Raw genomic sequence first — 17,650 nt, 5'->3', positions numbered from 1 at the left:
GTACATGAAAAACCGCCTGGCAGGCAGGCGGCGGGAAAAGGACGCAGGCCGTTCAGGCGATCATGCCAGCAGGGCGTTCACGCGCTTGACGTAGGCGGCTGGGTCGGCGGGCAGGCCACCGTCGGCCAGTACGGCCTGATCGAAGATGATCTGTGCCAGGTCATCGAAGGCTTCGCTGGCCTGCAATTTCTGCACCAGCGGGTGGGCCGGATTCACTTCGAGCACGGGTTTGGTGTCGGGCACGGGCTGGCCGGCCTGTTTGAGCAGGCGCGCCAGCTGGTTGCTGATCTGGCCGTCCTTGACCACCAGGCAGGCCGGAGAATCGACCAGGCGAGTGGTGACGCACACGTCTTCGGCCTTGTCTGCCAGGGCCTGCTTCAGGCGTTCCAGCACGGGTTTGAAGGTTTCGGCAGCTTCTTCGGCGGCCTTGCGTTCTTCTTCGTCCTGCAAGTCGCCCAGATCGACCGCGCCCTTGGCAATCGATTGCAGCGGCGTACCGTTGAATTCGTCCAGATGGCTGATGGCCCATTCGTCCACGCGGTCGGTCAGGAACAGCACTTCGATGCCTTTCTGGCGGAACAGCTCCAGTTGCGGGCTGCCCTTGGCGGCGGAGAGGGAGTCGGCCGTGATGTAGTAGATGGCTTTCTGGCTTTCCTTCATGCGCGACTGGTAGTCGGCAAAGCTGACGCTGAGGGTGTCGCTGCGGGTGGAGGCAAAACGCAGCAGCTTGGCGATGCGCTCGCGGTTGGTGAAGTCCTCGCCCAGCCCTTCCTTGAGCACGGCACCGAATTCGGCATAGAAGCGGGCGTACTGGGTGGCTTCGTCGGCAAAGGTGGCGGCGGCATCGGCGGCCGGGGTGGCGTTCTTGTCCACCACGTCGGTGATGCTGTCGCTTTCCACGGGTTCGGGGGCGGGCGTGGAGTCTCCCGTGCCGATGTCGATCTTGCCTTCCTGGCTTTGCGCATCGGTGCGTTGCTTGCTGGCGAGGTCTTCGAGCAGGCCGAGGATGCGGCGTGTGTTGCCTTCGCGGATGGCACGCACGTCGCGGCTTTCCTGGAGGATTTCGCGGCTGACGTTCAGCGGCAGGTCGGCGGAATCGACCACGCCGGAGACGAAGCGCAGATAGGACGGCAGCAGGGCATCGGCCTCGTTCATGATGAACACGCGCTTGACGTAGAGCTTGAGGCCGGGTTTCTTGTCGCGGTTGAACAGGTCGAACGGGGCCTTGGCCGGGAGGTAAAGCAGTTGCGTGTATTCGGTACTGCCTTCGACGCGGTTGTGGCTCCAGGCCAACGGGGCCTCGAAGTCGTGGCTGAGGTTCTTGTAGAACTCGATGTACTGTTCTTCGGTGATGTCTTTCTTGCTGCGCGTCCACAATGCGCTGGCCTGATTGACGGTTTCCCATTCGCCGGTCTTGACCATGCCACCGGGCTGGCCTTCTTCTTCGGCCTCTTTCCATTCTTCCTGTTCCATCTGCACAGGCAGGCTGATGTGGTCGGAGTATTTGTTGATGATGGACTTGAGCTTCCAGCCGTTGAGGAAGTCGTCGGCATCGTCGCGCAGGTGCAGGGTGATGCGCGTGCCGCGCTGGGGTTTGTCAATGGTGCTGACTTCGAATTCGCCCGTGCCGTTGCTGACCCAGCGCACGCCTTCGCTGGCAGGCATCCCGGCGCGGCGCGATTCCACGGCAATGGTCTCTGCCACGATGAAGCCGGAGTAGAAGCCCACGCCGAACTGGCCGATCAGTTGCGCATCGGCTTTCTGGTCGCCGGTCAGGCGGCTGACGAAGTCGCGCGTGCCGCTCTTGGCAATCGTGCCCAGGTTGTCGATGGCTTCCTGCTCGCTCATGCCGATGCCGTTGTCATCGATGGTGATGGTCTTGGCGGCCTCGTCGAAGCTGACGCGGATGCGCAGATCGCCGTCGCCTTCGTAGAGGGCGTTGTCGTTCAGGGCCTCGAAGCGCAGCTTGTCGGCGGCATCGGCAGCGTTGGAGATCAGCTCCCGCAGAAAAATCTCGGGGTTGGAGTACAGCGAGTGTGTCACCAGGTGCAGCAGTTGCGACACCTCAGCCTGAAAGGAGTGTTTTTGGGTGGTCATACGGGGTAATCCAGAAGTTGAAAACGGAAACAGGGTTCACCGTGCCAGTCACGGCGTGGCCGCGCTGGCACGGGAAACGATTTCTGGATATGGGGCTGCCTGACGGTGATTTCAAGCGGTGGCAACGGCGTGGATTGCCGTTGCCACTGGGCAGGCCAGGCTGGATCAGAAGTTGTGGCGGATGCCCAGAGCCAGTGAGCTGAAGTCGTCCCCGGCCTGTGCTACGCCATATTGCGCGGCCGCATCATTGCGAATGCGGGTGTAGAAGGTATAGACCTTGGTGCGTTTGCTCAGGTTGTAGTTGTAGCCGATCGTGTACTGCCACGCGGCACTGTTCTGCAAGTGGCGTGCAGCCTGGGCGTGACCGATATTGAGGTGGAATTCCTGTGCGCCCAGAAGGTATGCCATGATGGCGCGGTAGTTGTTGCGTGTGCCGCTGTTCGGGCCCAGGTAGTTTTTGTCGCGCTGCACATAGCCACCGAAAATCCATGCGCCCTGGGTGTACATGACGCGAAAGGCTGCCTGGTACTGCGATTGGTTGGGGTCGCGGCTGTAGCCCACTCCCAGGCTCCAGGGGCCACCGTTGTCGTAGTAGCCCGCCAGGTCATAGACTTTGTCGGGGGCCTCCTCGTTGATGGAAACCTGGGTTTCCACCGTCCAGCCAGCCAGTTTGGGGGTGACGTAGGCCAGTTTGCCGTTCTTGGCATAGCCTGCCATGCCGATGAAGGCGTAGAGTGCATCGGCCGATGTGCCGGTGTCGTGGTTGTGGATGCTGATGTAGTCAGCGGTGGCCATCAGGGCTTCGGTGCCGATATGGCCGGCCTTGATCGCACCCCAAGGCCCCTGGATGCCCAGGTATGCACCGCGTCCGAAGTACGGGGTGGCACTGTCGCCAGTGGTCGAGGAGAAGCCGCTTTCCAGTTTGAAAAAGGCTTTCAGCCCTGCGCCCATGTCTTCCGTGCCCAGCAGCCCGAAACGGGAGGCCGTGTTGCGCATGCCGGTGCTGCGCTGGTCGCCTTCCCTGGTGTGCTCTACGGTGGTGTTGATACGGCCATAGATCTGCACGCTGCTTTGCGCGAAAACGGTGCCAGGAGAAGCCAGAACCACAGCCAACATGGAGGCTGGCACAAATCGGGGCAATTGTTGCATTCCGCATTCCTTTCGTGTTGATGCGGTGCAGCAATTAGCATGGATCGTGCCATCGTGTGGATGGCTGGACTGTGCAGACGATGGGTCAGGTGGCCTGCGACAGGTGGGCGGCAATCGCTTTCTTGAACGGCAGCACGGCGTTGGCCAGGCGCAGTGCGCCGTCTCGTACCAGACGGGCCGGTACACGATCGTCGGTGTAGAGGGTGGCAATCGCGTTGGTGGTCTGGTACAGCGGCCAGGTGGCCAGCCGGTGGGCGCGTTCATAGGATTGCAGCACCGAATCGGCAGCGAAGTCCTGGTGGCGGCGGTGTGCCAGCCAGATGCGGTCGGCCAGGCGTTGCTGGCCTTGCAGGCCAAAGTTGAAGCCGTGGGCGGTGATGGGGTGCATGCCCACGGCCGCGTCGCCGATCAGGGCATAGCGCGATGCCGCAAACCGGTGCGCATAGACGGCCACCAGCGGGTAGGTGTGAATCGCTCCCACCTGCTGCATGGCTCCCAGCCGGGCGGCAAAGCGTCGCTGGATGTTGGCCGAGAATGTGAGTTCGTCCAGTGCCTGCATCTGCTGCATCTCGTGTGGCGGCAGGGTCAGCACCACGTTGGAGCGATAGGGCAGGCTGTCTTCGCCCAGGCCGTCGTCCTGTTCGTCGGGGTCGGTGTCGTCCAGGCAGGTGGCGCGGTTCAGCGGCAGCAGGGCCAGGGTCTGGGCATGGTCGAACCATTGCCAGGTGATATGGTGGTGCGGCACTTCATGGGCGAAGCGGCACACCAGCATGGTGCGGCCAAAATCGTGCAGGGCCGCGCCGATGCCCATCATGCGGCGGGTTTGCGAGTGGCGGCTGTCGGCGGCCACCACCAGCCGTGCCTGCACGGTCTGTCCATCGGAAAGCCGCAGGGTATGGCAGTCGGTGCCGGTCTGGATGTCTTCCACGCCCACGCCACTGCGCAGCGCGAAGCCGGGCTGGTCTTGCAGCACATCGAACAAGGCCTGCCGGATCAGGTGGTTGGGCACGAAATACCCCAGTTGCTCCACGCCACCCTGTTGAGCGGTGATATTCAGTGCGAAGGACGAAGGGCCATTGAAAATCTGGGCATCGCGCAGCGGCGAGATATCGGCAGGATGCAGACAGTCCCACACGCCCAGGGATTCCAGAATCCGGCGCGAGGCGTGGGTGAGGGCGATTTCCCGACCGTCAGATGCCGGTTGCTCCAGGGCTTGCAGTCGCTGGCGTTCGATGACCAGCACCCGCAGGCCACTGCCTTGCAGCGACCGGGTAAATGCCAGCCCCACCGGGCCGCCACCCACGATGGCAATGTCCACTACAGACGATGGTTCAGGCGATGGCTGGGGCATGTATTCTCCTGTCTGCTTGGCGTGGCGTGGTGTCATTCGGCCCAGTGTGGGGCATCGGTTGCGGTATCCCAGTGGCGTGCATCCTCGCTCTGGGTCTGGTTGTTGCGCAGGGCCTGCTGCACCAGTTGAAAGAGTTCCCGGTAAGCCTTGCCCTTGCGCGGTGCCTTGCCCTGAGAGACATCGGCAGCCGTGGTGGCATCGTCCTTGCGCGCCTGGCGAATCAGCGTGCGCAGTTGCTGCACATCGCTGTGGGGGTAAGCCTCCAGCCATTCGGTCAGGGCGTGGTCTTCGCCCAGCAGGCGTTCGCGCCATGCTTCAGCCTGGTGCAGGGTCAGTTTTTCCTCGGCACTGCCATTGCGTTGAATGTCGAGTGCGGCGCGGATGGCTTCGATCACTTCATCATCGAGCTTGCGCATCAGCTTGCCGACGAACTGCATCTGGCGACGCTTGCCCTCGAAATTGCTGATGCGGTCGGCCTCGTGCAGGGCTTCCACCAGACTGTCGGGCAAGGGCAGGGCACGGAACAGATCGCCCCGCAGACTCAGCAGCGATTGCCCCAGAGTCTGCAATTCCTCGCTTTCGCGCTTGCGGTCGGTCTTGCTGACATCGGTGCCTTTGAGTTCGGCCTTGAGTTGCAGGTCTTCTTCACTGCCTTCGGCCACAAAGTGGCCACGCACAAAATAACCTTTTTTGGGTTTCCGGGACATGTTGATTGTTGGGTTTCGATCTACGCCCGGTGTGGCCGGACGCGGGGGGAGATGCTTTTGTTGGTGGGGACAGGGGCGCGGGTTCCAACTGCACGGCCATGTGACCGCCATGTGTCGGGAGCTGGAGCAAGTATCATAGCGGCCAGTTTTCATTCACGCCCGATTGAACCGGGTGACAAGCCGGGCAAGAGCCTATGGACGAACCTTCTGGCTTCCACAGGCCCTTGCCTTTCCAGCCTTTTTCTGATTATCCCCTTGAAGGGGACGGTTTCAAACCGGAATTTGTTTCTGATGAACCAAGCATCCCAATCTCCTGCGAAAAAAACAGCCCTCGATGCCGCCTTGAACGGCTTCAGCTACAGCCGCGACTTCTTTGCGCAACTCACCGACCAAGCCCTGCAACACGCCCGCCACCTGGGGGCCACCGATGCTGCCGCAGAAGCGTCCGAAGGACATGGCCTGAGCGTGAATGTGCGCCTGGGCGAACTGGAAACCGTGGAGCGCAACCGCGACAAGAGCCTGGGCGTGACCGTGTATGTGGGCCAGCGCAGCGGCAATGCCAGCACTTCGGATTTTTCCGAACAGGCCATTCGCCAGACTGTGCAGGCGGCCTACGATATTGCCCGCTATACCGCCGAAGACCCCCATGCCGGTCTGGCCGATGTTGCAGATATTGCCCCGCCCGAGACCCACTTCGACCTGGATCTGTTCTACCCCTGGGACATTGACAGTGAACAGGCCCTTGCGCTGGCCTGTGAATGCGAGGCCGCTGCCTTTGCCACCAGCGCGCAGATCAGCAACAGCGAAGGTGCGGGGGTATCGGCCCAGCAAAGCCATTTCTTCACGGCCCACAGCAATGGTTTCCGTGGGGGCTACGCCAGTTCCCGGCACAGCATTTCGGTCGCACCGATTGCGGGCAAGGGCGCAGACATGCAGCGCGATTCCTGGTACAGCTCCATGCGCGACCCCGCCCGGCTGGCATCGGCTGCCGTCGTGGGTCGGTATGCGGCAGAACGCGCGCTCAGCCGCCTGAATGGCCGCAAGATCAGCACCCGACAATGCCCGGTGCTGTTCGAATCGCCATTGGCTGCCGGCTTGCTGGGTTCCTATGTGCAGGCCACCAGTGGGGGCGCACAGTACCGCCAGAGCAGCTTCCTGCTGGATTCGCTGGGGCAGCAGGTCTTCCCGGAGCACATCGACATTGAGGAAAATCCCTTCATCCTGCGCGGCAAGGGCAGTTCCCCGTTCGATGCCGAAGGGGTGCGCGTGCGCCCGCGCATGGTGGTGCGGCAGGGAGTGGTGCAAGGCTATTTTCTGGGCAGCTACTCGGCTCGCAAACTGGGGATGCGCACCACAGGCAATGCGGGCGGCTCGCACAACCTCAGTCTGCAATCACGCCATACCCGCGATACGGACACGCTGGAGGCCATGCTGCAAAAACTCGGTACCGGACTGTTTGTCACGGAATTGATGGGGCAGGGGGTCAATGCCGTCACGGGTGACTACTCGCGTGGAGCCAGCGGCTTCTGGGTGGAAAACGGCGAGATCGCCTATCCAGTGGAAGAAATCACCATTGCAGGCAACCTCCGGGACATGTTCCTGGGCATCGAGGCCATCGGAGCCGATGCCTACACCTATGGCTCCAAGACCACAGGATCGCTGCTCATCAACCGCATGACCGTAGCGGGAAGCTGAAGCCCTGGGCAACGCCCTTGCCGCAAGTGCCTGAGCAAACCCATTGCCCTTGACGAAAACAGGGGTAAAAGAGGATAGAATCGCGGCGTTATTCTGGATTACGCTGGCGCAGGCATTCTGAAACGGGAATGCGGCAAATCAAGGTCTGGCTTGTGGACATGGTGGCGCGTGGCGGGCGCAAACCTGCTGGCCCCGACCTGTACGCCAGGCCCTTCCTTGGCTCACCCGTTCGCTGGATCCTGTTCGCAAGGCTGCTTCCCTGCTGGGAAGTTTTCATCGCGATCGGGATGTGTCGAGTGACGCGTCCGTCAGAAGTTCCCTCGCCTTCCCGAAGCCAGTTTCCGTTATCGCTGAAAACCACACCGTTCATGAGGTACGCATGAAGAAAAAGTATTCCTCGGCCATTGCCCTGCTGACAGGCCTGCTGCTGTCGGGCTGCAATATGACGCTCATCAATCCATCGGGTTACGTTGCCAAACAGCAGAGCAACCTGATGATCTTTTCGGTTGTGGTGATGCTGATTGTCATCATTCCGGTGATGCTGCTGACCGTCTATTACGCTTGGAAGTATCGCACTGGCAACCAGAAAGCCGATTACGATCCAGACTTCTATCACTCCAACAAGCTGGAGGTGCTGATCTGGGGGGTTCCGATTGCCATCATCATCGTGCTGGCCTTGGTGACCTGGGGGTCCACACATCTGCTGGATCCGTATCGTCCATTGACGAGGGTCGATAGCCAGACCAAGATTGCCGGGGTTGAGGAGGATTTGGGGGCCATCAAGCGTTTGACCACCAAGTTCATTGATCCCAAGCGCAGCGACGAAGCCGTGGCCGATGTGAAAACGCTGGTGGTCGAGGTTGCGGCACTGGACTGGAAGTGGCTGTTCATTTATCCCGAGCAGGGCATTGCCACCGTCAATGAATTGGCTGCTCCTGCCAATACCCCGATTGAGTTCCGCCTCACCTCGGCATCCATGATGAACTCCTTCTTCATTCCTTCGATGTCCGGCCAGCTTTACGCCATGCCCGGCATGCAGACTCGTCTGCATGCCGTCATGAATGATCAGGGAGTTTTCCGCGGATCCTCCTCCAACTATACCGGGCATGGCTTCAGTCAGATGTACTTCAGCTTCCACAGCCTGAGCAATGAAGGTTTTGACGAATGGGTCAATAAGGTGCGCAGCTCTCCTGTGGTACTGGATCGGGCGGAATACCTGGTGCTGGACCAGTTCGACCAAAAGAACGAGCGTGGCCATGTGGAATATTTCGGCGTCCGTCACTACGGTCAAGTGCAGAACAACCTCTACCATGCCATCCTGAACATGTGCGTGACACCAGGAACCATGTGCATGGATGAAATGATGAACATTGACCTCGCTGGTGGTGCTGGCGTGGACAGTCTCGACAACCTCAAGCGTTTGCGTTACGACAGCCGTCGCACCTTGAAAACCCAGCTTGAGCTGGCGGAGTTTTCCGGTCTGATGCCGGGCGACATCATCTGCACCACCGACACCATTGCAACCGATCCGGTGCAATCGAGCTTTGCACCTGTGCAGCAGCCACAGGTTCCGGCGGCCAGTGTGACTTCGGTTCCCGGTTCACAAGACCAGAAGCTGAGTTTCGACACGGTCTCATCCATCCCCACTCTCTGATTTTCCAGGAATCCAGAAATCATGTCTGCTGCGGCATTTCTCAATGAAAACGTCCATCCGCTCCTGGGACGGATCACGTTCGATTACCATACTTTCCCAATGCTGCACGAGCCCGTCATCATGGCGACGTTCGTGGCCGTCATGCTGGGCTCGCTGGCCGGTCTGGCATTGCTGACCAAATACCGGCTCTGGGGTTACCTGTGGCGCGAATGGTTCACCACCATCGATCACAAGAAGATCGGCATCATGTACATGATTCTCGGGATCGTCATGTTGCTGCGTGGTTTTGCGGACGCGCTGATGATGCGTATCCACCAGGCCATGGCCTCAGGGGGCAGTGAAGGCTATCTGAATGCCCACCACTACGATCAGGTGTTCACCGTGCACGGTGTCATCATGATCTTCTTCGTGGCCACTCCCATGCTGGTGGGTTTCTTCAACTATCTTGTGCCCCTGCAACTGGGTGCGCGCGATGTGGCCTTCCCGTTCCTCAACAACCTGGGTTTCTGGCTGACCACTGCGGGTGCGATGCTCATCATGATTTCGCTGTTTGTGGGTGAATTCGCACAGGCAGGCTGGCTGGTTTATCCACCGCTGACGGGGATTGACTACAGTCCGAACACCGGGATGGACTATTACTTGTGGTCTCTGAACATTGCCGGGGTAGGAACTACGCTGGGCTCCATCAACATCGTGGCGACCATCATCAAGATGCGTGCGCCTGGCATGACCTGGATGCGCATGCCCATCTTTGTATGGACTTCCTTTGCCAGCAACATCCTGATTCTGGCGGTGTATCCCATTCTGACGGCTGCCCTGGTGCTGCTGACAATGGATCGCTATCTGGGAACCAACTTCTTCACCAACCAGCTGGGTGGCAACCCCATGATGTTCGTGAACCTGGTCTGGATTTTTGGTCACCCTGAAGTCTATGTGCTGGTGTTGCCCGCCTTTGGTATTTTCTCGGAGATTGTGCCGGTCTTCACGAAGAAGCGTCTCTTTGGTTACGCCTCCATGGTGTATGCCACGATGTCCATCCTGATCCTGTCCTATCTGGTGTGGCTGCATCACTTCTTCACGATGGGATCGGGAGCCAGCGTCAATGCCTTCTTTGGCATCATGACCATGATTATTTCCATTCCGACCGGGGCGAAAATCTTCAACTGGTTGTTCACCATGTACAAGGGCCGCATTCGCATGGAACTGCCCATGCTGTGGACCATTGGCTTTATGCTGACTTTCGTGATCGGTGGCATGACGGGTGTGATGCTGGCCATTCCTGCGGCCGACTTCATGCTGCACAACAGCCTGTTCCTGGTGGCCCACTTCCACAACACCATTATTGGTGGCGTGGTGTTCGGTCTGTTTGCCGGTATCGTGTTCTGGTTCCCCAAGGCGTTCGGCTTCAAGATGAACGATTTCTGGGGTAGGGTCTCCTTCTGGTGCTGGCAGATTGGCTTCTGGGTGGCCTTCATGCCGCTGTACATTCTCGGTCTGATGGGTGTGACCCGTCGTCTGAGCCAGTTTGAGGACACCTCCCTCCAGCCTTACTTCATCGTGGCACTGATTGGTGGCGTGCTCATTCTGTTCGGTATCGTTTCGTTCGTACTGTCCATCTTCGTGGGTTGGCTGCAACGCGAGAAGACCCGTGACCTGACAGGCGACAGCTGGGGCGATGGCCGCAGTCTGGAATGGGCCACCTCTTCGCCTCCTCCTGCCTATAACTTTGCGTTTACCCCTGTCGTGCACGATGTCGATCCTTGGTGGGACATGAAAAAGCATGGCTACAAGCGTCCCCTGAACGGTTTTGTTCCGGTTCACATGCCCAAGAGTACTGGTAGCGGCATTGTGATTGCCGGCCTGAGCGTGGTATTGGGTTTTGCATTGATCTGGTATATCTGGTGGCTTGCCATTGCCTCGTTCCTGGGGCTGATTGGGTTCACCATTTACCACACGTTCAATTACGACCGTGACTACTACATTCCTGCCGATGAGGTTGCCAAGACCGAGGAAGAGCGTACCCGTCTGCTCGCTCAGGCAGCAAAGGCCCACTGACCCAATCGAAACAGGGAAATTCATTCAACATGACAACAGCAAGCACACACGCGCCCACCGCAGCGACCACTGCGGGCGAGCGGGTCTATTACATAGTCGAGGAACCCCACCACGACCACGGAGATGGTCATGGGCATTCGGTGTCCGGTAATACCGGGGTAGGATTCTGGATCTACCTCATGACGGATTGCCTGATCTTCGCCATCATGTTCGCCGTCTATGCCGTCGTGGGGCGCAACTATGCGGCAGGTCCGTCTCCTGCCGATCTGTTTGCGCTGCCGCTGATTCTGGTCAATACCTTCATGCTGCTGCTTTCGTCCATTACCTTTGGGTTTGCGATGTTGCAGTCCTACAAGGGCAATGTGAAGGCGACCATCAACTGGCTCCTGGTGACCGGTTTGTTCGGACTGGCCTTTCTGGCCATTGAAGTCTATGAGTTCTATCACCTGATTCACATTGGTGCGACGCCCCAGCGCAGTGCCTTCCTGTCGGCCTTCTTCACCCTGGTGGGAACACACGGTCTGCACGTGACTTTCGGTACGATCTGGCTCGTGGTGCTGGTGTTCCAGATTCGCAAGTTCGGGTTGATTGCTGCCAACCACCGCCGTCTGATGTGCCTGTCGATGTTCTGGCACTTCCTGGATGTGATCTGGATTTGCGTCTTTTCTTTTGTTTACCTGATGGGAGTGGTGGGATGAGCAGCCATCAACACACACAGCCGGCACACACCGAGGCCGGGCACGGCACACTGAAGGATTATGTGATTGGCTTTGTCCTGTCCGTCATCCTGACAGTGATTCCATTCTGGCTGGTCATGGCCGATGTACTCGACAGCAAGACCGCTACAGTGGGCTGGATTCTGGGTTTGGGTTTGGTACAGATGCTGGTGCACATGGTGTACTTCCTGCACATGAACCCCCGCTCTGAAGGTGGCTGGATTGTCATCGCCATGGTTTTCACGGTGATTACCATTGCCATTGCCTTCGTGGGTTCGATGTGGGTCATGAGCCATTTGGAAGACAATATGATGCCGCATATCCACGACAAGGAATACGTGCCCCCCAGCGCAAGCGACATCCGCCGCTGATACCCTCTTGGCCTCGCTTATACTGGCCTCTTTTCTGAGGTAAGCATGGAGCGTATGGCTGAGAGCAATTTCACAGATCCACAGCCCCGGTCGCAGTCCTTGCTGCGCGGGGCTGTTTTTCTTTTTCTGGTGCTGACTCTGGGCACGTTTCTGGCATTGGGTAGCTGGCAGGTGCAACGCCTCGCCTGGAAGAAGGACTTGATGGCCCGCATCGATGGCCGGGTTCATGCGGAGCCGGTCAGCCCGCCGGGACTGTTGCAGTGGAACGAGAGTGCAGACCCGCGCAGTCAGTATGAGTACCTGCGGGTGCGCTTGCAGGGGCGGTTCCTGCATGAGCGGGAAGTGCAGGTCTATGCCAATTCGCTGCTGGGGCCGGGCTACTGGGTGATGACACCGCTGGAAACCAGCGACGACATTGTCTGGATCAACCGGGGCTTTGTGCCCAATGAAAAACGCCGCCCTGATAGCCGCCAGGAAGCCTTGCCTGCCGAGTCTGTAGAGGTCATTGGCTTGCTGCGCATGGCGGAAACACAGGGTCTGTTCGTGCGCAACAACGTCGCTGCCGAAGACCGCTGGTACCACCGTGATCTGGCCGCCATGACGGATGTGCGAGGGCTTGACCGGACGGCACCGTACTTTGTCGATGCCGATGCTACGCCCAATCCGGGGGGCTGGCCGCGCGGTGGCCTAACGGTGATCCAGTTCCGCAACAACCACCTGAGCTACGCACTGACCTGGTTTGGTCTGGCGGTGATGAACGTGATCGCGCTGATCTACTTCATCCGAACCGAGTGGCGCAATCCCGCCAGTGCGTTGCGCGACGATGCGGATTCACGGCTGGACGATTGAAGCGGTACGTTCTGTCTGATGGATTGGGTTCCATCAGGTGGAAGGCGTGCCGCCATCCGTCTCCAAGTCCAGCATGGTTTGCAGAATGTGGAAGTGGTCGTCGAAGAAGCGATCTGACTGGTGGGCGATGTCGGCAACCGGAATCCAGTGGGCGTGTCGGGCATCGTCGCCTCCCTGCACTGGCGGTAGTGGCTGATCGCCCAGGTTGAACTGGAATACATGCGTGATGGTGCGCCCGCGCAGGCTGCGATCCGGGTGGTCGAAGACGCGGCTTTGCACGAATGCGGCCTGCCAGCGTGCATCGTCCAGTGTCAGGTGGGTTTCTTCGGCGAGTTCGCGCAGGCATGATTGCCACAGGGTGTCGCGCTGCTCCAGAAAGCCGCCCGGCAAGGCCAGCAGGCCCTTTCCGGGGGCATGACCGCGTTCGATCAACAGCACCTGGCCCTGGCATTGCAGCAGCGCATCGACGGTGACGAAGACCGGCGGAAAAGGCGCGCTGGCCCAACTGGCGCGGTAGTCGCGCAGCATCTGCCATTCCTGCTGCAAGCGTACAAAATCTGCCCCTTCGCACCAGTGTGCCAGCCAGTCGCAGGTGCTGGGGTGCAGGTGGGTGTGCAGAAGTTGCTGGAGCGGGGGCGTGTGGTGGCTGGCCGTGCCAAACAAGGCATCGCGGATTTGCGTGGCATCGATGTCGTGCTGGCGTGGCAGTTGCTCCATCTGCCAGTGCGGGAACTGTGTCAGGTAACTGCTGCTGGCATCCTTGAAGTGTGCCAGCAGTGCGGTGCGCGGTGTGGCCGCCGTGCCATCGGCCTTGGCCACTGTAGCCCAGGTTTGCGCCACGCCCTGGGTGACGGCTTCGACCCAGCGTGCTTCGTTGTAGAAGTCGCGCATGGGCAGGTAGTGAACGCGTTCGCGCTGTGCCGGGGACAGGGCGGCATCGATCATGTCGCGGCGTTCCTGCCAGGTGAAGGGGTTCTTGGGCGTGCGTGCCTGCCCGGCGGTGCCGATGACGACGACGACCCGGTGTGCGACCTGAAAAGCGTGCTCCAGCATGTCCAGATGGCCCCGGTGGGGCGGCTGGAAACGGCCAATGAAGATGGCCAGATCGTACAGGGCAGGGCAGGCGGGCATGGTGGACAGATGGAGGGTCATGGGCTGGGAACGTGGAACACCTGGCGCAGGTAGTCCAGGAAGGTCTGGTCGTCGCAGAGCAGCTTGCCGGGCGAGTCGGAGATTTTGGCGACGGGCTGGCCATTCGCTTCGGTGAGTTTCATGACGATGGACAGTGGGGCCAGTCCCATGTCATTGGTCAGTTGTGTGCCGATGCCGAAACCGCACTGGGTGCGGTCGCCAAAGTGGTGGTACAGGCGCAGGGCTTGCGGCACGTTCAGGCCATCGGAGAAAACCAGCCGCTTGGTGTGCGCGTCGATGCGCAGTCTGGTGTAGTGCCCCAGGGCTTTTTCACCCCAGGCGATGGGGTCGCCCGAGTCGTGGCGCAGGCCGTCGAACAGCTTGGCGAAGTACAGGTCAAAGTCGCGCAGGAAGGCATCCATGCCGATGGTATCGGTCAGCGCGATACCCAGATCGCCCCGGTATTCCTGCACCCAGCTCTCCAGCGCGGCTTTCTGGAAGTTGCGCAACTGCACCACGCCCAGGGCCTGGTAGGTCTGGAAGTATTCGTGCGCCATCGTGCCGATGGGCACCAGCCCCAGGTCTTTGGCCAACAGCACATTGGAGGTGCCCTTGAACCATTGCGGGGTTTCATTCGCAAAGGTTTGCACCACATGGCGTTGCCAGTCGGCAGAGTAGCGGCGGCGCACCCCGAAGTCGAACAGCTCGAAGGGGTGGCGCAGCGCGGTCTCGCGTGCCAGGGCCTTGAGTTCCGCGACCTTGGTATCCAGCCGTCGCTGGCCTTCGGCGAGGGCGGATTCGGCATCGAACTGGCGAAAATACAACTGATTGACGATTGCCAGCACAAAGATTTCAAAGGCCATCACATGCACTTGCGGGCCACGGGCGACGATGTGCAAGTCGTCTCCATCGGCCCAGGCGCGGATGAAGTTGCGCTGGAACTGGAAGATGCGCAGAAAGTCCACAAAGTCGGATTTGATGAAGCGCATTCTGCCCAGAAAGTCCAGTTCATCGGCACGCAAGCGCAGTTCGCACAGTGCATCCAGTTCGCGCTCAATGGCGGGCAACAGATGGCTGAGCGGGTAGGCGGGTTTTTTGCGGCAGACGAAGCGGTACTCGGCCTGGGTCTGCGGGTGGTTGTGCAGCATGGCCTGCCACATGGTGAACTTGTACAGGTCGGTGTCCAGCAGGCTGTGGATGATGGGAGCGTCCATGTTTCAATGCGTGGAATGGGTCATGCGGCAGGACTGGCGGGCGCAGTCTGCCGCTGGAATGTCTGGCGGTGGGCAGAGTCGGGGTCGGTGTCCATGCTAGGGAAGGTCTGCAAAACTCTTGCGCCGCCCGCATCCCGCCACTGGGCGCATCGCCGCGTTGGCTTGCAGCGGTCAATAGCCCCGCTATTGACCGCAAAATCCGCCTTGCGCTGCATCCCACTGGCGGGCGCGTGCTTACCGCAAGAGTTTTGCAGACCTTCCCTAGCTTGACAGGGGCAAAGTGTAGCCCTCTCCAGCCGCCCCGCAGCGCAATGCAGCACCGTGCAGGGCAGAAAAAGCCGGGATTCGCCCTGGCCGGTTCTGCGCATCGGGCGCATCACTGCCCCAGAAAGCCGCCGCTCTGGTGTTGCCACAGCCGCGCATACAGGCCATTTTGCGCCAGCAGTTCTTCGTGGCTGCCCTGTTCGACGATGCGCCCCTGTTCCATCACCACCAGCCGGTCCATGGCGGCGATGGTGGAGAGGCGGTGCGCAATCGCAATCACGGTCTTGCCCTGCATCATCTCGTTCAGGCTGTCCTGAATGGCCACCTCCACTTCGGAATCCAGCGCGCTGGTGGCTTCGTCCAGCAGCAGGATCGGGGCGTTCTTCAGCATCACGCGGGCAATCGCAACGCGCTGGCGTTGCCCACCGGAGAGCTTCACGCCGCGCTCGCCCACATGGGTGTCGTAACCACTGCGCCCTTGTGGATCGCTCAGTTCCCCGATGAAGCCTGCCGCCTGTGCCCGCTCGGCCGCAGTGTGGATTTCTGCCTCGCTGGCACTCGGGCGGCCATAGGCAATGTTGTTGCGGATGGAGCGGTGCAGCAGCGAGGTGTCCTGCGTCACCATGCCGATGGCTTCGCGCAGGCTGTCCTGGGTGACGTGGGCAATGTCCTGACCGTCGATCAGAATCCGGCCCTCGTCGAGGTCGTGGAAGCGCAGCAGCAGGTTCACCAGCGTGGATTTTCCCGCGCCGGAACGCCCGACCAGACCGATTTTCTCGCCGGGCTGGACGGTGAGATCGAGCCGGTCGATGACCTGTTTTTCGCCGTTGTAGTGGAAGCTAACCTGCTCGAAGCGCACTTCGCCGCGCTGCACCTGCAAGGGGGCGGCATCGGGTGCGTCGCGCACGGTCTGCGCCTTCGTGAGCGTGGCAATGCCATCCTGCACCGTGCCGATGCTTTCGAACAGGGAGGCCATCTGCCACATGATCCAGTGCGACATGCCATTGACGCGCAGGCTCATGGCGGTGACGGCAGCCACTGCACCGGCAGAGACCACATCGTGGCTCCACAGCCAGACCGCATAGCCGCCCGCACCCAGAATCAGTGCGACCACCAGCGTCTGATTGACGATCTCGAACCAGCTGATGAGCCGCATCTGGCGGTAGCCGGTGTGCATGAAATCCTCCATCGCGGCGCGGGCGAAATCGGCCTCGCGGCGGGTGTGGGCGAACAGCTTCACGGTGGTGATGTTGGTGTAGGCATCGGTGATGCGGCCCGTCATGCTGGAGCGGGCATCGGCCTGCTCCTTGCCGACCTTGCCCAGGCGCGGCACGAAATAGGCCATCGATGCGCCGTACAGCACGATCCAGGCAACGAACGGCAGCATCAGTTGCGCATCGAAGGCTCCGGCCAGCGCGATGATGGTGACGAAGTACACGCCGATGCCCAGCAGCACTTCGCTGAGCGTCAGCAGCACCTCGCGCACGGCCAGCGCGGTCTGCATCACCTTGGTGGTGACGCGCCCGGCGAATTCATCGGCAAAGAAAGACATGCTCTGCCCCAGCATCAGCCGGTGAAAGCTCCAGCGCAGCCGCATCGGAAAGTTGATGGCCAGCACCTGGTGCTGCACCATCGTGCGCAGGGCCACCACCCCTATGCTGGCTGCCATCGTGCCGATGATCCAGACCATCGTGCGGTCGCGCTGGGCAGCGTCCAGCGTGCCGTTCTGCCAGGCATTCAGGTGATCGACCACCTGTCCCAGAAAGGCGAACAGCCACGCCTCGTAGATGGATACGGTGGCACTGAGTACGGCCAGCAACAGCAGGTAGCCACGCGAACCCAGCGTTGCCGCCCACAGAAACGCCAGCAGCCCCTGTGGAGGGCGGGTGGGAGCCGGGGGCGGAAAGGGATCGAGGCGTTTTTCAAACCAGCGCAGCAAGGGCTTCTCCATGAAAGGCCCGCAGGCCAGTGGATGCAAAGGGCCTATTGTCCCCGAATGTGAATGGCAAGCGTGTGGCAGGGGCTGTCTGGAAGCCGTACATCCTGGCCGGGGTATTGGTTCTGATAAAAATAACCTACCGATAGGTAGGTTAGGATGGCGGCCCTTTCAACTTTTTCTGCAAAGACTGTGCATTTGACATCCTCCCCTCCCTAAAGACAGGGGATTCCCGCTTCACAGAACCGTGCCCATGCCTCAAAAAGCCACAGGACTTACCGCTTCTCCACGGGCTGACACCGCCAGTCCGGCGGCCAGTACGTTGCGCGCAGCGTTCACGTCCCGGTCGTGGTGTTCTCCACATTCCGGGCACGTCCACTGCCGCACATTCAAAGGCATCTTTGGCATGGTGTATCCGCAGTCCGAGCAACGCTTTGACGAGGGATACCACTGGTCGATTC

Annotated in this window: 14 protein-coding genes; 6 read left to right on the top strand and 8 right to left on the bottom strand. The window is 60.3% G+C overall.

All coding sequences use genetic code 11. From position 1 onward, the window contains the following. Nucleotides 1-60 precede the first annotated feature (60 nt). From htpG to yjgA, 4 genes are all read right to left on the bottom strand, one after another. Nucleotides 61-2,097: a molecular chaperone HtpG gene (gene htpG, locus BUE21_RS11995; protein ID WP_073356897.1), complete on the bottom strand. Its 2,037-nt coding sequence runs from the start codon at nt 2,095-2,097 to the stop codon at nt 61-63. Nucleotides 2,098-2,262: 165 nt separating this feature from the next. Beyond that, entirely contained in the window at nt 2,263-3,246 is a 984-nt protein-coding gene (locus BUE21_RS11990) for a porin (RefSeq protein ID WP_073356896.1), read from the bottom strand. 85 nt (nt 3,247-3,331) lie between these two features. Then, nucleotides 3,332-4,597 (bottom strand): 5-demethoxyubiquinol-8 5-hydroxylase UbiM, encoded by a 1,266-nt coding sequence (ubiM, locus tag BUE21_RS11985; RefSeq protein WP_073356910.1) that lies wholly within the window; start codon nt 4,595-4,597, stop codon nt 3,332-3,334. A 32-nt stretch (nt 4,598-4,629) separates the two neighbouring features. Continuing rightward, entirely contained in the window at nt 4,630-5,304 is a 675-nt protein-coding gene (gene yjgA, locus BUE21_RS11980) for a ribosome biogenesis factor YjgA (RefSeq protein WP_073356895.1), read from the bottom strand. Between the two features lie 291 nt (nt 5,305-5,595). On the opposite strand from yjgA, the gene pmbA reads away from it, so the two are divergent. From pmbA to BUE21_RS11950, 6 genes are all read left to right on the top strand, one after another. Further along, nucleotides 5,596-6,999 carry a metalloprotease PmbA gene (pmbA, locus tag BUE21_RS11975; RefSeq protein WP_073356894.1) on the top strand — a complete coding sequence of 468 codons (1,404 nt, stop codon included), beginning with the start codon at nt 5,596-5,598 and terminating at the stop codon, nt 6,997-6,999. A 379-nt stretch (nt 7,000-7,378) separates the two neighbouring features. Next, on the top strand, nt 7,379-8,653 hold the full coding sequence (locus BUE21_RS11970) for a ubiquinol oxidase subunit II (RefSeq protein WP_073356893.1): 1,275 nt from the start codon (nt 7,379-7,381) through the stop codon (nt 8,651-8,653). Nucleotides 8,654-8,674: 21 nt separating this feature from the next. Next, nucleotides 8,675-10,708 carry a cytochrome o ubiquinol oxidase subunit I gene (cyoB, locus tag BUE21_RS11965; protein WP_073356892.1) on the top strand — a complete coding sequence of 678 codons (2,034 nt, stop codon included), beginning with the start codon at nt 8,675-8,677 and terminating at the stop codon, nt 10,706-10,708. Between the two features lie 29 nt (nt 10,709-10,737). Beyond that, nucleotides 10,738-11,406 carry a cytochrome o ubiquinol oxidase subunit III gene (cyoC, locus tag BUE21_RS11960; RefSeq protein WP_073356891.1) on the top strand — a complete coding sequence of 223 codons (669 nt, stop codon included), beginning with the start codon at nt 10,738-10,740 and terminating at the stop codon, nt 11,404-11,406. Then, on the top strand, nt 11,403-11,795 hold the full coding sequence (gene cyoD / locus BUE21_RS11955; protein ID WP_073356890.1) for a cytochrome o ubiquinol oxidase subunit IV: 393 nt from the start codon (nt 11,403-11,405) through the stop codon (nt 11,793-11,795). Before cyoC ends, cyoD begins: the two co-directional genes overlap by 4 nt. Before the next feature lie 54 nt (nt 11,796-11,849). Next, nucleotides 11,850-12,644: an SURF1 family protein gene (locus BUE21_RS11950; RefSeq protein WP_084523252.1), complete on the top strand. Its 795-nt coding sequence runs from the start codon at nt 11,850-11,852 to the stop codon at nt 12,642-12,644. Between the two features lie 33 nt (nt 12,645-12,677). On the opposite strand, the gene BUE21_RS11945 is transcribed toward BUE21_RS11950, so the two are convergent. The 4 genes from BUE21_RS11945 to BUE21_RS11930 all read right to left on the bottom strand — a co-directional run. Continuing rightward, nucleotides 12,678-13,796, bottom strand: coding sequence for a bifunctional nicotinamide-nucleotide adenylyltransferase/Nudix hydroxylase (locus tag BUE21_RS11945; RefSeq protein ID WP_327069099.1), 1,119 nt, complete (start codon nt 13,794-13,796; stop codon nt 12,678-12,680). Further along, nucleotides 13,793-14,989 carry a nicotinate phosphoribosyltransferase gene (gene pncB / locus BUE21_RS11940; RefSeq protein WP_073356888.1) on the bottom strand — a complete coding sequence of 399 codons (1,197 nt, stop codon included), beginning with the start codon at nt 14,987-14,989 and terminating at the stop codon, nt 13,793-13,795. Before pncB ends, BUE21_RS11945 begins: the two co-directional genes overlap by 4 nt. Nucleotides 14,990-15,365: 376 nt before the next feature. Then, nucleotides 15,366-17,204, bottom strand: a complete 1,839-nt coding sequence (locus BUE21_RS11935; RefSeq protein WP_200796737.1) for an ABC transporter ATP-binding protein — start codon at nt 17,202-17,204, stop codon at nt 15,366-15,368. Between the two features lie 243 nt (nt 17,205-17,447). Further along, nucleotides 17,448-17,650: zinc ribbon domain-containing protein (locus tag BUE21_RS11930; RefSeq protein WP_073356887.1), on the bottom strand; the 203-nt coding region annotated here is incomplete at its 5' end.

Source organism: Lampropedia hyalina DSM 16112 (genome assembly GCF_900129055.1).
GTDB classification, from domain to species: Bacteria; Pseudomonadota; Gammaproteobacteria; order Burkholderiales; family Burkholderiaceae_C; genus Lampropedia; species Lampropedia hyalina.
Note: the sequence above shows the minus strand (reverse complement) of the source record. Positions and strands in the feature narration are given on the sequence as shown.